Source organism: Nevskia soli, from assembly GCF_903970205.1.
GTDB lineage: Bacteria > Acidobacteriota > Terriglobia > Bryobacterales > Bryobacteraceae > Bog-113.
On sequence record NZ_CAJCHS010000369.1, the window covers coordinates 1 to 14092 of the forward strand.

General features: G+C 58.6%; 14 protein-coding genes and 1 CRISPR repeat array. Of the genes, 9 read left to right on the top strand and 5 right to left on the bottom strand.

Features of this window, described 5'->3' with window-relative positions:
* Positions 1–27: 27 nt before the first annotated feature.
* Positions 28–715: a CRISPR direct-repeat array (repeat unit 36 nt; unit sequence AATTCCGGAGTCACGTGACTCCGGCCTCATTGAAGC).
* A 454-nt stretch (positions 716–1169) separates the two neighbouring features.
* On the top strand, positions 1170–2981 hold the full coding sequence (locus tag H1Y01_RS16110; protein WP_180541532.1) for an ABC transporter ATP-binding protein: 1812 nt from the start codon (positions 1170–1172) through the stop codon (positions 2979–2981).
* On the opposite strand, the gene H1Y01_RS16115 is transcribed toward H1Y01_RS16110, so the two are convergent.
* Both H1Y01_RS16115 and H1Y01_RS16120 read right to left on the bottom strand, forming a co-directional pair.
* Positions 2970–3302: an MmcQ/YjbR family DNA-binding protein gene (locus tag H1Y01_RS16115; RefSeq protein ID WP_219341613.1), complete on the bottom strand. Its 333-nt coding sequence runs from the start codon at positions 3300–3302 to the stop codon at positions 2970–2972. The two genes, H1Y01_RS16110 and H1Y01_RS16115, sit on opposite strands and share 12 nt — an antisense overlap.
* A gap of 55 nt (positions 3303–3357) precedes the next feature.
* Positions 3358–5163: a CocE/NonD family hydrolase gene (locus H1Y01_RS16120; RefSeq protein WP_180541534.1), complete on the bottom strand. Its 1806-nt coding sequence runs from the start codon at positions 5161–5163 to the stop codon at positions 3358–3360.
* 164 nt (positions 5164–5327) lie between these two features.
* Between H1Y01_RS16120 and H1Y01_RS16125 the strand changes: the two genes are divergently transcribed.
* Together H1Y01_RS16125 and H1Y01_RS16130 are read left to right on the top strand one after the other, a co-directional pair.
* On the top strand, positions 5328–5831 hold the full coding sequence (locus H1Y01_RS16125; protein WP_180541535.1) for a hypothetical protein: 504 nt from the start codon (positions 5328–5330) through the stop codon (positions 5829–5831).
* 70 nt (positions 5832–5901) lie between these two features.
* Positions 5902–6783: an esterase/lipase family protein gene (locus tag H1Y01_RS16130; protein ID WP_180541536.1), complete on the top strand. Its 882-nt coding sequence runs from the start codon at positions 5902–5904 to the stop codon at positions 6781–6783.
* On the opposite strand, the gene H1Y01_RS16135 is transcribed toward H1Y01_RS16130, so the two are convergent.
* Both H1Y01_RS16135 and H1Y01_RS16140 read right to left on the bottom strand, forming a co-directional pair.
* A complete protein-coding gene (locus H1Y01_RS16135; RefSeq protein WP_219341614.1) occupies positions 6780–8150 on the bottom strand; it encodes a phosphomannomutase/phosphoglucomutase in 1371 nt (456 codons plus the stop codon). The genes H1Y01_RS16130 and H1Y01_RS16135 overlap by 4 nt on opposite strands.
* A gap of 16 nt (positions 8151–8166) precedes the next feature.
* Complete coding sequence (locus tag H1Y01_RS16140) at positions 8167–9339, bottom strand: TIGR03790 family protein (protein ID WP_180541537.1); 1173 nt, start codon at positions 9337–9339, stop codon at positions 8167–8169.
* Between the two features lie 16 nt (positions 9340–9355).
* Here H1Y01_RS16140 and H1Y01_RS16145 point away from each other — a divergent pair, with 16 nt between their 5' ends.
* Genes H1Y01_RS16145 through H1Y01_RS16165 form a run of 5 tightly spaced genes read left to right on the top strand, consistent with a single transcriptional unit; the run spans position 9356 to position 12340 of the window.
* Entirely contained in the window at positions 9356–10294 is a 939-nt protein-coding gene (locus H1Y01_RS16145; protein ID WP_180541538.1) for a LysR family transcriptional regulator, read from the top strand.
* A 2-nt stretch (positions 10295–10296) separates the two neighbouring features.
* Entirely contained in the window at positions 10297–10716 is a 420-nt protein-coding gene (locus H1Y01_RS16150; protein WP_180541539.1) for a hypothetical protein, read from the top strand.
* A 6-nt stretch (positions 10717–10722) separates the two neighbouring features.
* The gene (locus tag H1Y01_RS16155; RefSeq protein WP_180541540.1) at positions 10723–11037 is read left to right on the top strand and encodes a hypothetical protein; all 315 of its coding nucleotides are present in this window, start codon (positions 10723–10725) and stop codon (positions 11035–11037) included.
* On the top strand, positions 11034–11924 hold the full coding sequence (rfbD, locus tag H1Y01_RS16160; protein ID WP_180541541.1) for a dTDP-4-dehydrorhamnose reductase: 891 nt from the start codon (positions 11034–11036) through the stop codon (positions 11922–11924). Before H1Y01_RS16155 ends, rfbD begins: the two co-directional genes overlap by 4 nt.
* Positions 11921–12340 (top strand): pyridoxamine 5'-phosphate oxidase family protein, encoded by a 420-nt coding sequence (locus H1Y01_RS16165; RefSeq protein ID WP_180541542.1) that lies wholly within the window; start codon positions 11921–11923, stop codon positions 12338–12340. Before rfbD ends, H1Y01_RS16165 begins: the two co-directional genes overlap by 4 nt.
* Positions 12341–13008: 668 nt before the next feature.
* On the opposite strand, the gene H1Y01_RS16170 is transcribed toward H1Y01_RS16165, so the two are convergent.
* Complete coding sequence (locus H1Y01_RS16170) at positions 13009–13788, bottom strand: DMT family transporter (RefSeq protein WP_257644468.1); 780 nt, start codon at positions 13786–13788, stop codon at positions 13009–13011.
* On the opposite strand from H1Y01_RS16170, the gene H1Y01_RS16175 reads away from it, so the two are divergent.
* Positions 13789–14067 carry a hypothetical protein gene (locus H1Y01_RS16175; RefSeq protein ID WP_180541531.1) on the top strand — a complete coding sequence of 93 codons (279 nt, stop codon included), beginning with the start codon at positions 13789–13791 and terminating at the stop codon, positions 14065–14067.
* The last annotated feature ends 25 nt before the right edge of the window (positions 14068–14092 follow it).

Genomic DNA, 14092 nt, shown 5'->3' on the forward strand with positions numbered 1-14092 from the left:
TACTCCTGCCCACTTACAACAATTGAAAATTCCGGAGTCACGTGACTCCGGCCTCATTGAAGCTTACCGGAGTCAACTCCATAGGACGCAAAGCGCTTGAATTCCGGAGTCACGTGACTCCGGCCTCATTGAAGCCATCCACCTTGAGTAGGTGCGGAGATAAGTGAACTCAATTCCGGAGTCACGTGACTCCGGCCTCATTGAAGCGTAAGATGCTGCGTGACGAGCCGGGTGTGGTGACGATAATTCCGGAGTCACGTGACTCCGGCCTCATTGAAGCAACGTACAGTTGTGCCTGAATATCTATCCATACCGAAAATTCCGGAGTCACGTGACTCCGGCCTCATTGAAGCCATGAATCGACAAGATTATTCAGGCTTGTCAGGCAAAATTCCGGAGTCACGTGACTCCGGCCTCATTGAAGCGAGAGAGGGCAGACGCGCCTACCGTGTCTGCCCGGGCAATTCCGGAGTCACGTGACTCCGGCCTCATTGAAGCTATGATGCCGGATTCCAAAAGCGCATCAGTCTGCAAAATTCCGGAGTCACGTGACTCCGGCCTCATTGAAGCATCTGCATCGGTGGATCTCCCGGCATCGGATCGTTGAAATTCCGGAGTCACGTGACTCCGGCCTCATTGAAGCGGGACAAATTCAGTCCCGCAATTCCTGCAAGTGTACAATTCCGGAGTCACGTGACTCCGGCCTCATTGAAGGTTAATGCACCCCGGCGAGTTACATACTTTTTCCCTCCGATCGGTCCGGTCGCACCTTTTTCAACTAAATTCCACGCTCAAAACAAACAACTTACCCGCAAATCCTCCACCAATTTCCTGGAAATTCACCTCGCCGTGCCCTATCCTAAACCAAAAGGAGCCACCGAGCCCAAAAAATGAGCAACCAACCCAGCAACGGTAGCGCAAGCGCAACACCGCACAAACCATAAAAAACAACGGAACGAACCTGGAGAGTACAACAAAACAAACGACTTACCGATTTAAAACGAACCCGGCGAACCCAGTTTTGAACCCCGGAAACCCAATTTTGATCCCGCCAAACCCCAAATCGATCCCGGCCGAACCCAACAAATCCGCCCGCCCAAGCGCCCTAGCCGTTCCTACAGGCGTCCTTCCCCAAATACAGGCATCATAGTAGAAGATCGTAGAAGATCATGGAAAAAAAGTCCGCCAAATCCGTAAACCTGAAAGCCCTGCTACCCGAGGTCTGGGCGCTCATGCGTCCCCGCCGCGGCTTGCTCGCGCTCGGCGGCCTGCTCATGGTCATCAACCGCGTCTGCGGCCTCGCGCTCCCCCTCAGCACCAAATACCTGATCGACAACGTGATCCGCCAGGGCCAGATGCACCTGCTCGTCCCCCTGGTGCTCGCCGTCGCCGGGGCCACCATCATCCAGGGCGTGACCTCGTTTTCGCTCACCCAACTCCTCTCCAAGGCCGGCCAACGCCTCATCACCGAGATGCGCATGAAGGTACAGGAGCACATCGGCCGCCTCCCCATCCGCTTCTATGACGCCAACAAAACCGGCACCCTCGTCTCGCGCATCATGAGCGACGTCGAAGGGATTCGCAACCTCATGGGCACCGGACTCGTCGAGCTCGGCGGCGGCCTTCTCACCGCGGTTCTCTCGCTCTTCCTGCTCTTCCGCGTCAGCGCGCTCATGACGTCGGTCACGCTGGCCGTTCTGCTCATTTTCGGAGCCGTCCTGCAGCGCGCGTTCAAGACCGTGCGCCCCATCTTCCGTGAGCGCGGCAAGATCAACGCCGCCGTCACCGGACGTCTCACCGAAACCCTCGGCGGTGTGCGCGTCATCAAGGGCTATCACGCGGAAGCGCGCGAGGCCGCCGTGTTTGCCGCCGGCGCGCAGAAAATCCTCGCCAATGTCTTCCAGTCCCTCACCACCATCTCGCTGATGACCCTCGCGTCCACCGTGTTGATGGGCCTCGTCGGCGCGCTGGTGATGTTCCTCGGCGCGCACCAGATTGCCGCGCATCGCATCACCGTCGGCGATTTCGTCCTGTTCACTTCCCTGCTCGCCTTCATGGTTGCGCCCGTCGTTCAGGTCGTGAATATCGGAACCCAGATCTCCGAAGCCCTAGCCGGCCTGGAACGCACCAAAGAGATTCTCAGCGAACGCCCCGAGGACGAGGACCCCAAGCGCGTCCGCGATCTCCCTTCGATCACCGGCGACGTCCAGTTCGATCACGTGAACTTCTCGTATGAGCCCGGCAAGCCCGTCCTGCACGATGTCTCCTTTGACGCCCGCCCCGGCACCGTAACGGCCTTAGTCGGTTCTTCCGGATCGGGTAAGTCGACCACCATCGGCCTGATCACCGCCTTCCAGGAGCCGGACTCCGGAATCGTCTGGGTAGATGGCGTCGACTTATCGACCGTGAAGTTATCCAGTTACCGCGAACAGTTAGGAGTAGTTCTACAGGAATCCTTCTTATTCGACGGAACCATCCGCGAGAATGTAGGCTTCTCGCGCCCCGAGGCGACCGAGCAGCAGATCATGGAAGCCTGCCGCATCGCCCGCGTAGACGAATTCGCCCTCGGATTCCCCGAAGGGTTCGACACGATCGTAGGAGAGCGCGGCGTCAAGCTAAGCGGAGGACAAAAGCAGCGCGTCTCGATAGCCCGCGCGATCCTGGCCGATCCCCGCATTCTCATCCTCGACGAAGCGACCTCCAGCCTGGATTCCGAATCGGAAGCGAAGATTCAGGAGGGCCTATCCTACCTGATGCAAGGCCGCACGACCTTCGTAATCGCCCACCGCCTCTCCACCATCCGCCGAGCCGACCAAATCCTGGTCATGGAAGGCGGCCGCATCATCGAACGAGGAACCCACGGCGAACTCTACGCGCTAGGCGGACGCTACTACGACCTATACACCCGCCAGCATGGGTTAGAAACCAACCTATTCCTGGCCCCAGGCGAAGGCGACGTCGTCGAGGAACTATCGCGCTGATACGGACCGTTTTGGCGCGACTAGGGCATAGCTGCCGTTAACCAGTTCCTTAACTTCACTCCAGTCCACCTTGCCGGTATCTAATCGAAGGCCGACCCAGCCCCGCGGCCCAATATAGGCCGGTAAATAGAACGTATCCGGGTTCGCCGCGACTAACGCTGCATTATCCCCGGGCAGCACCTTGCAACAAACGGAAACAATCCCGTCGCCGTGATGATTATTCAGATAGTAAGCAAAGGTCCTCTTCCGGACAAGAAAGGCTATATGTTCTCCGGATGGTTGAGCCGCAGCCTCCGGCAGTTCGAGGCAGATCTGCTTCACTCGGTAGCTCTTATCCGTGTTCATCTGTGTTCATCCGTGGCTAATTGCCTTTGACTTACGGCAGCACCCCAACCTCGATCCTCGAATCCGAATAAACCCGCTCAATAGCCTTCTTAAAGTCCGTACTCTTCGCATTAGCAATATCGCCGAACACCTGCGGATTCCGATCCGTCAACGGAAACCAGGAGCTCTGCACCTGCACCATGATCCGATGCCCGCGCCGGAAGGAATGCAATATATCGGGCATCGGATAATTGACCCAATCCGGAACGCCGGGCTGGAACGCGGCCGGATGCTCGAAGCTCTTTCGGAACTTACCCCGGAACGGCTCCCCGCGAACTAACTGCTGATAGCCGCCCATATGAACGCCTGTCGGATTGGGCTCCGGGTCGGGATAGTCGGAAGGATAAACGTCAATGAGCTTCGCATCAAAGTCGGAATCGGTACCCGAGGTAGAAACATGCAGCTTGATATTGATCGGACCCGCGAACACGACATCGTGATCCAACGGTTCAGTCTCGAACACTAATACATCCGGACGCCGCGCGGCAAAGCGCTGGTCCGCGTCCATATAGTCCTGCGGCACTTCGATGTCCGTGTGCTCCGTAAACGGCACCGGCTTATTCGGATCGCTCAGATACTCGCTGTAAGTATCCGCGGCCGAAGTAGCGGCACCACTAAGACGTCCCCCGGGAGTCAAGTAGAAAGTCTGCGGCGCGACGTTCGCCGGAGGCCAGGAATCGAACTTCATCCACTGGTCCGTCCCGGTCTCGAACATATAAGCCTTAGGAAGCTTGTTGTCGCCCTTACCTTTCAGCTTCTGCTCGAAAAACGGAAATTGAATCTCATCGCGAAAGAATTCGGAGGTATTTGCATTGAAGTTAACCACGCCGAGCTTGCTGCCATCGCTGCGCGCCCATCCGCCGTGTACCCACGGCCCCATCACGATGCGATTCTCCGTATCCGGACTGCGCTCGTTCACCGTCTCGAACAAAGTCAGCGGACCTTGCAGGTCCTCCGCATCGAACCACCCTCCCACCGTCAACAGGGAAGGCCCGATGTGATGAATATGCGGCGCAACCGCGCGATCCTTCCACCACTGGTCGTAAGTCGAATGCTCCACCTGATCCGTCCAGTAATGGTTCTTCCGCTTCAGATAGCGCTCGTCGCCGTTTACCAGCGAGCCCATGCGCAGATAGAAGTCATACCCGTCTTCGGTGCCGAACTGAAATCGCTCTTCGCCCTTACCCGGCGGCTCCGGCTCCGCCCGGACTTTGAAGAACACGTAGAACCCGAAGTTCGCCGCCAGCATGAAGCAGCCGTTGTGATAGGCGTCGTCATTCATGTAGAGGTCCATCATCGGCGCTTGCGGAGACGCCGCCACCAGCGCCGGATGCGCGTTCAAACTGCTGGCAATCGTATAGAAACCGGGATACGAAATGCCGTAAATCCCGGCCCTCCCGTTGTTATTCGGGATGTTCTTCAGCAGCCAGTCGAGCGTGTCGGAAGTGTCGGTGGACTCATCCACTTGTTTCGGCCCGGCGGGATGGTCGATGGCCGGCGTCATTTCCACAAAGCTCCCTTCCGAAAGGTATCGTCCGCGAACGTCCTGCCGCACGAAGATATAACCCTCGCGCGCAAACTTCTCCGAGGGCCCGAGCGTGGCCGGGTAGTTGTCGACGCCGTACGGACCCACCGCGTACGGCGTGCGGTTCAACAGAAACGGATACGGCTTCGAAGCGTCTTTCGGGACGAAAACCTGGGTAAACAACTTCACCCCGTCACGCATCGGAATATTAAATTCGTACTTCGTGTAATGAGCCTTGATGAAGTCGGCCAGAGATTCGGCACGAAGTTCCATGGCGGCTGCTAGGACTGCACAGAGTTGGATAACGAGGCGGAGGCGCACGATTTTTATTATGCGCTGCCAGTAGACTCAGCCCGTTACCGAGCCGCGAGGGCGACCGAGCGGTTAGTACTGCGAGTCATCGCAGACTACCACGGGCTGCTAGAATACGGTTGCATATGCAAGTGTTGCAGGCGGGACGGCACAAGCTGATCCTGCTTGAGCTGGAAGCGGAGATGGTTTCTGAGGTCGCGCGTCAGGCGGGCTTCGAAAGCCGCGTGCGCGAAAGCGAGCGCTCCATTCAGATTGATTTGACGGTGGCGAACCACCAGGCCCCCCTGCTCCTATTCGACGCCGCGGATCCCGCCAACCTGGGCTGGTTCTCGCGCTGCCAGTTTTATATCGATGGGCGCACCGGCGGAGTGATGCAAACGCCGATCTCCGTGAGCAACAAACGCGACCGCGCCGGCAGGAACCAGACGCATTCCGTCCGTCTGCGCATCTCAAAGGAACTCCCGGTCACCTTCCGCCTTCCCGGGAAGCAGCCGATCACGGAGCAGGTGTTTTACGCGCTGTTCCAGAATTTCCTGAATGCCTTGATGAAGACCGGCGTTGCGGTGTGCGGCGGCGATATCGTCCAGCCGTTGGCCGGGCGCGGTGAAGGCATCGGTCCTCGTAACTAAAAACCGGAACGAAGGTCAGACAAATCAATACATCATTTGGTTCGTCTTTTTAGACAATCAAATAAAAGCTATGAACAATCGAACGCGGTTCGCCCTAGGCGTTTTTGCGATCCTTCTTCCGGCCCTTGGTCCGACAGCGTGGGCGCAGACGGCGCCGACGCCGGAACCCGCTCCCGGCGGCGCCGCCAACATCTTCTACGGCGCGCTCGTGCCCGGCGGCGATCCCAATGCTCCCGTGCTGCTCTACGTCCACGGTCTCGGAACCAACGCGACATTCTGGTTCACCGGTTCCAACGACATGTACCAGGACGCCTACACCGCCGGATATCGTACGGTCTTTGTCAGCCTGAGCGCGGACAACTCGGACAACACCGCGACGATTGCGGATAACGCGGCGATGCTGCAGCAGTTATTGCCTCAGATTCTGACTTATGAAAATGTCAGCACTGTTTATCTGATCTGCCATTCGAAGGGCGGCCTGGACGCGGAAGACGCGATGCTTACCAGCGCGTCGTTTATGTCGTCAGTGAAAATGGTGTTCACCCTGGCTACTCCGAACCAGGGAGCGGAACTGGCCGACTGGGCCTATGGCGCCGGTAAGTCCGAGGCCAAGAAGCTAGGTCTACTCTCCCCCGGTATGGCGAACCTGAGAACCAGCGTCGTCCATCGCCTGCGCAAGAAGATGGACCCGGTCTTCGAGACCGCCGGCATTCCGTTCTATACCCTGGAAGGTACCGATTACAGCGCCGAACACAACCTGATCTATGACTATACGGGCAGAGTTCTAGCGGGATTAGTGAGCGGCCCCAACGATGGGCTGGTAGCCGAAAGTGAAGTTCCCCTCCCCACGACTTACTCGCTCGATATGGGTCAAGTCGCGGTCGATCATAACTATGTCGGCCACGGTACTCCCGCTTGGCCGTTTATCGCGGACTACTTACCCGCGCCTTAGTGCGTTAACTGTAGCTCCGCCCCGCTCGCGGACTGGACGGCATTCTCTACTTCTGTCCGGTAAGCTTGTAGCAGTTCCGGTGTCGTCGCCTCGAACCGCATCACTAGAACCGGCTGCGTATTCGACGCGCGTACCAGCCCCCAGCCTTCCGGGAAGTTGATGCGGGCGCCATCCACGTCCAACGTTTCATAGAGCGGTGCGAAATGGTTCCGCACCTTCCTGACTACTTCGAATTTAGTCTCGTCGGAACACTCGATCCTTAGTTCCGGAGTGCTCACTGTCTTCGGTAACCCAGCTAACTGATAGGAAAGCGGCCCCCCCGATCGCGCCACAATCTCAATCAGCCGGCACGCGGCGTAGAGCGCGTCATCGAACCCGTAGTAGCGGTCACCGAAGAACATGTGGCCGCTCATCTCACCCGCTAACTCGGCATGCTCTTCCTTCATCTTGGCCTTGATGAGCGAGTGCCCGGTCTTCCACATGATGGCGTTCCCGCCGTGCTTGCGAATGTCGTCGTACATGCACTGCGAGCACTTGACCTCTCCGATTACCGCGGCCCCCGGCTTACGCGACAGGATCTCGCGGGCATAGATGATCATGAGCTGGTCGCCATACACCACGTTGCCGAGCTCATCCACCGCGCCAATGCGATCCGAATCGCCATCGAACGCAATCCCCAAAGGAGCCTTGTGTTCCCCAACCGCATCGATCAAATGGCGCAGGTTCGCCGGCACGGTCGGGTCGGGATGATGGTTCGGAAACCGGCCGTCCATCTCGAAGAACAACTCCACCGGATCGATGTTGAGCTTCTCCGCCAGCCGGTGCATCACCGGTCCAGCCGTCCCGTTCCCGGCATCGAACACCACCTTGATCCGCCGCTTCAGGTCGAACTGCGCCGCGATCTCATCCACGTACGGCGCCACGATATCGATCGGACGCACGCTCCCCTCGCCCGTCTCAAAGTCCTGAGCGTCGATCAACTCGCGCAGATGCTGGATCTCCTCCCCGTGGATCGTCGATCCCTCGGCCATGATCTTGAATCCGTTGTAGTCCGCCGGATTATGGCTGCCGGTAATCATCACCCCGCCATCCAGCTTCAAATGGAACACCGAGTAGTAAAGCAGCGGGGTCGGAACCACGCCAAGATCCGAGATCTCGAGTCCGGTCGATAGCAGCCCCTTGAGCAGTGCACGATGCAAACGCGGCGAGCTCAGCCGGCAGTCGCGTCCGATAGAAAACCGCGCAGCCCCGCGCCGTTTCAACGCCGTGCCAATCGCCCGGCCGAGGTCTGTAATGCCGTCGTCAAGCAGCTCGGAATCGGCAATGCCGCGAATGTCGTACTCGCGGAAAATGGTTGGTTTCAACATCAATACCGCAGTATAGCTACGGCGCCGAAATTGGCCGGAGCGCACAAAGCGGATCGCCGATCATCACGTTCTGCCAGCTGATCGCCGGAACCGACAGATAAAAGCTCTCCGCCAAATTGCGCCCGTCGATGTAAGCCGGGATCAGGATGTCGGGCCGGGGATTCAACTCCAGATAGGGCTCATAAACGTGGCCCGTAACGCCGGTAACTCCTTCGTGAATCTCATCGGCGGACATGTCCTGCGGGGACCCCGAGAACCACGTTGCGGTGTCCTTCCAGTTCCCCAGCGTCCACGTCGCGGGCGGCCGCAAGAAGGTTCGCGCGTTGGTTGAGACGAACTCGGTCATGATCGCGCCCGGCAGCCACTTAAAGCCCAGCAGTCGCCGGTGCCGGTCCGGATCGTTGAAGCCCCACGACGCGTAGGCGATCACGTCCGTCTGGTCATAAAGCACCTTCGCGCTGTCATCCAGGACCAGGCGATCCAAAGGAACACGCTTCGCCGCCAGCCTTAACCAGGAGTTGCCCGGCGTGTTCTCGTCAGCCCGCACATCGATCACGACCTTGCCTCGATTCTTGGCGGCCAGCGCGTTCTCAATGGACCGCGCCACGTCCGCAAAGTCGTAGCCCGCGAGCCGCGTGACCATGTAGATCGGCACGTCCGGGTGCCTGAATACCGTGCCCCACTTCGCGAAATACGGATTCCGATACGGACCTTCATACGGGATCAGCGCGCCGTGCAGCCGCCCATACAGCGCGGCGAGTTCGGAATCGACCGCCGCCTGCGTCGTGTGCGCCGCATCGCCCGAACCGGCGATCTTCAGCGGCACATGCAAGGTCGTCACGATGTAGAGCACCTGCTCCGTCAGCTTCTGCGCACTCAGGCATGCGGTAATCGGTTGCTCCACGCCATGGATGTACACGTCTCGTGAGATCTCCTCGTCCGTGGTCACATCCAGCCGGCACAGATGATCGGCCGGAATGGCGCGCGCCCGCAGATAGGTGTCGCCGATGCGCATCGAATCCGCCGAGCGGCGATTCACGACCACCAGCACACAGTCTGCAGGGCGAACGTCCCGCGTCGCGGCGTTGTTGAGAAGAGCGCTCGCGAGAGTCCATAACAACAGACAGGCGGCGAAACGCCCATACTTGGTATAATCCAAGCTCGATAGCAGGGCGCCGAGCTCGTGCATTAATCGGTCTTTTTGTATGGATTTCGACCAGCTCCACACGTTTCTAGAGATTGTACGTTTAAAGAGCTTCTCGAAAGCGGCGCAGACCTGCTTTCGCACGCAACCCGCGATCAGCGCGCAGATTCGCCAGATCGAACAGGAGCTGAAAACCGATCTCTTCGAGAGATTCGGCAGCCGCATCTCGCTCACCACCGCGGGGCGGATTTTTGCGGACTACGCCGAACAGATGATGGACCTGCGGCGCCGGGCGCAAGACGCCATCGACGAACTCGAAATCGTCCCCCGTGGAGAGCTGGTGATTGCCGCCAATGAGGCCATTTGCATGTACATGCTGCCGGGCGTCTTCTCCGAATATAAGAAGCTGTTTCCGGCCGTGCAACTGCAAGTGAACCGTTCGTATGGCTCGCGCGTGGTGGAGGCTGTCATGGAAAACGTCGCCGACTTCGGCCTGCGCCAAATCCCGGTGAATGAGAAGCGCGTCGAAGTCTGCGAGGTCTTCACCGACGAAGTGCGCGCGGTAGTGCCGGCGGACCATCCGCTCGCGGACAAATCCGTTGTAACGTGCGACGATATCCTGCCTTTCCAGTTGCTGTTGCCGCAGTCCGGCAACACGCGCGCACGCATCGATGAATGGCTGGAACCGGTGCAGAACCAGCTGAAAATTTCCATGGAGCTGGATTCCACCGAGATGATGAAGCGCTTCGTGGTGGCCGGTCTCGGCATCTCGTTTTTGGCAACCGTGAACTGCCGTGAAGAGCTTGAAGCGGGAACCGTTAAGACGATCCCGATTGCCCCGGTTCCTATGATCCGCACCACCGCGCTGATCTATCGCAAAGACAAAACACTTTCGAAAGCCGCGCAGGGTTTCATCGACGTGACGCTCGCTCACTTCGGAGCGACGATGCGGACCGCGGCGTCGGCGGACGACCGTCTCAAGCCCGTTCGTAGAGTGTAACCGTGCCCGCCAAACCACTCACTTGTCCCGGCTGCCGGGAAACGCTGGATCACGATGCGCGGCGCTGCCCGAACTGCGGCGCCCGCGTCATGCGCATGGAATCCGGGATCCTGAAGACCTCCGCGGTGCTCATTGCGTCGGACGAGATGCATGCGGTCTTCCCGTCGCTGCGGGATGTGCCTGAACCCATGCGGCGGCGGGTGGTGGAATCCACAACCGGCCGCAACTCGGGCACGATTCTGATTGCCGACCGGCGCGGCAAACTGGAGCTGGAGCGAGCGGCTCGCTTGGAGCGCGTTCCCAACCCAGCCGAACCGCCGGACGATGGTTCGAACTCCGGATGGCGTCGCTGGTGGCCGGCGATGGTAGCCCTTGCCGTAAGCGGCGCCGGCGCGGCGCTCGCGTTCCTGGTGCATTGGTAGCCCGTTATGGATGGAGTCATCACCGATCTTGAATCGGACATTGCGGGCGAGTGCGTGGTCGTCGATATTGATGGGCACACCCTGCGTCTCACCACTCCTCTTGCATTCGCCCTGCGCGCCTGCGTTAAAGTCGAATTCGGCAATCAGATGTGGGCCGGCGAAATCTATGGCTGTGAGCCGGGGGCGGGTGAATTTGCAGTCGAGGTCCAAGGCTTGATCCGTCTGGCCGATCTGGCCGCGGTCGATCGCATGTCGAGTCGTTTCCGCCAGGTGAAAAATACCGCAGGTCAACGAAGGGAAAGCTCAAAAGAAATTGCATGAAGGCTTTAGCCACAGACAAGCGCGCAATGGTGTTCGGAGCGTTCGGCCAACTCGGGGTCGAGATTGCAAGGGTGCTGCAGGAGCGCGGCTTTGAGACGCGGCTGCACGATAAGGCCGATGTCGATATCTCGGATACGCGTAAAGTCGACCAGACGATCAGCGAGTTCGACCCGTCCATGGTTTTCAACTGCGCCGCGTACAACCAGGTGGATGTTTCAGAATCGGAACCGCTGCAGGCCATTATCGCCAACGGTCTCGGCGTGAGGAACCTGGCGATCTCCTGCCGTCAGAACGACGCGCTGCTGGTGCATTTCTCGACCGACTATGTCTTCGACGGAACTGCCAACCGCCCTTACACGGAAGAAGACACGCCGCATCCGCTTGGCGCTTACGCGGTGTCGAAGTATGCCGGCGAGTTATACGCGAAGGCTTACCTCGACCGCGTGCTGATTGTTCGGACCTCCGGTGTATTTGGTCCCGCGGGAGTTAAAACGAATCGCGGCAACTTCATCGAACTCATGCTGCGCCTGGAACACGGCAAGCAGAACATACGCGTGATCGAGGATCACGTGGCATCTCCGACTTACTCACCGCTTTTGGCCGAGAAGTCAATCGAGTTAGCGGTACGCGGAGAAATTGGGGTGTTCCACATCGGCGGCGGGACGCCCATCTCCTGGTACGACTATGCGCGCCTAATCTTTGAGGTTGCCGGACTGCAGCCCTCGATTACCGCGACGACATCGCGCGAATACCGCACCGCGGCGCGACGGCCCCGGTACTCGGCTTTGGCGAACGTTCGCATGGAAGCGCTGGGAATTGAGCCCATGCCGCCGCTCCGAATCGCGGTTGAGCACTATCTGGAACATCGCAAGAACTACTTACTGTGAATAAGGACGGGTTAGTCGAGTTCCTGAGTAGCCAAAGGTTAGGTGTGCTAGGAACCATAGCTCCGGACGGCTCCCCTCAATCGGCGCTGGTCGGCATTGCAGTTACGGATCGGCTGGAGATTGTTTTCGATACACTCAGGACTACGCGTAAGTATCGAAATCTGATGACTAACCCGGCGGCGTCATTAGTTGCCGGTTGGTCGGGAGAAATCACATTACAGTATGAAGGCGAAGCGCGCGAGCCGGTCGGCGCGGAACTCGCGGCGTATCAGGCGATTTACTTTGAAACGTGGCCGGAATGCCGCGCCCACTTAGAGTGGCCCGAGATCACGCACTTTGTAGTTACTCCGAAGTGGGTACGTTACAGCGATTACGGGCAGAACCCGCCATTGATTCAAGAGTTTCGCTTCGAGTAGGCAATAAAGGATATGTCGTGCCGAGCCAACAGCGATGGAGCTGGCGCACCGGAAAAGAACCTTCGAATGGTCCTCGCAGCTCAACGGTGCGTTTCATTTCCTAGGGTGGCCACGGGCAATAGGTGTTTATCGGCGTTGTTCTGAAAACACCTGCCACCATTCTGAGCCGCGACGGTAACGGAGCTGGTGCTCCGGAAACGAACCTTCTCGAATGCTTTTGCCGCGAGAGAGCAGAATGCCCGGGCAGTAACCGCTCCGTCACCGTCGCGGCTCAGAATGCAGTACTTGCATCGACTCAAACACTGGTTTTCATCCCCCCCGGGGTGGCCGCAGGCCATCAGTAGTTTATCTGCGTTAAGCGCCGGCCAATACTTACTTTATAAGTCTTTCAACATTCTGCCAGAGTTCACGGACCGCGATACAGGACAGCGAATCTCTGGTCAGACTCACATGACTCTCAATCGCTGCGATCTCTGCAACTCCGGGCAATTCCATTGCAGCTACAACGAGGGCGGCTCAAGTAAATCGAGGGCGAGCAACAACTCTTGATCCAACTCTGACTAGTTGCCCTTTCGAATTTCGGCAATGGCCTGCTCGCGCGTGAGTCCTAACCACTCCATTGCCGCCAAGTCGAATGACTCCGATAGACCAGCTTACCGTGTCTTCGTTCACAACTGGGAAGGCAGCCTTGAACCCCACCAGGCCTTCACTAATGTCGCCCCTAAGATCAGCGCTCCGCCGGTTAGCGCCAAGTTACTCGGGCGCTCGTGCCAGACTAGCCACGTCCAGATTGGATTGAGTACGGGCTCTAGCAGTAATAGCAAAGACGCTTCGATCGCCGGGACATACTTCATCGCGTCCGTCATTAGGACGTAAGCGAGGCCGATCTGGAAGACTCCAAGGTAGACCAGCAGCACCCAATCGGTAATTCGGGCGGCAGGCAGCGGGAATACGAATGGCAGGCAGAAGATGCAGGCCAGCAGGTTGCCGAGAGTTGCGGCTTGCAACGCGCCGTCCTGATGGGAACCGCGCGCAAGCCAACGGAATCCAACGATCACAAATGACCAGGAAACGGCCGCGGCGCACGCTACCAGGTTGCCGAGCGCCGGGTTGGAGGCGGTCTCGACCGCGCGTTCATCGCCGGCGAAAAACAGCGCGAGGCCGATCGCGAGCGGGATCATCAGAAGGAAATCCGCACGGCTCGGGCGCTCGCGCAGCAGCACCGCGCTGAGGAAGACGATGAAGATCGGCGCGGTGTCCTGGATGAAGATCGCATTCGCGCTTGTGGTCAGCTTGTTGGCTACCACGAACGAGGCCAGCGTCACCGAATAGGCCATTGCCACCAGAAAAATGCGCAGGTTCCAGTTGCGGCGCGCGGCCGGGATCAAAAGGAGCAGCGCGGCCGTGGCGAAAGCGGACCGCAGGCAGGCGACTTGCGGGCCGGACATATGCACCGATTTGATGCCCACCCCTCCGGTGGAAAAAAGTGCGGCGGTGGCAAGCAATTTGCGCCGGCTGATGGCGAGACGATTCGGATTCATGGGAACATCGGAATTATCCGCTATCATTTTCTATACGAGTTTGGCCGCGGCCGCCGCTACATCGAGCCATTCTTCCGCAGCTCTGCCTGGAAAGTAACGTACTGGGCTTTGATCGTCTTCGCGCTTGCGTTCTGGATCTTCCTATTCTGGTTCAGCTACCATTTCAACCAGAGTTATACGGACTGATCGACGACTAGAGCCAGTTAGCGAG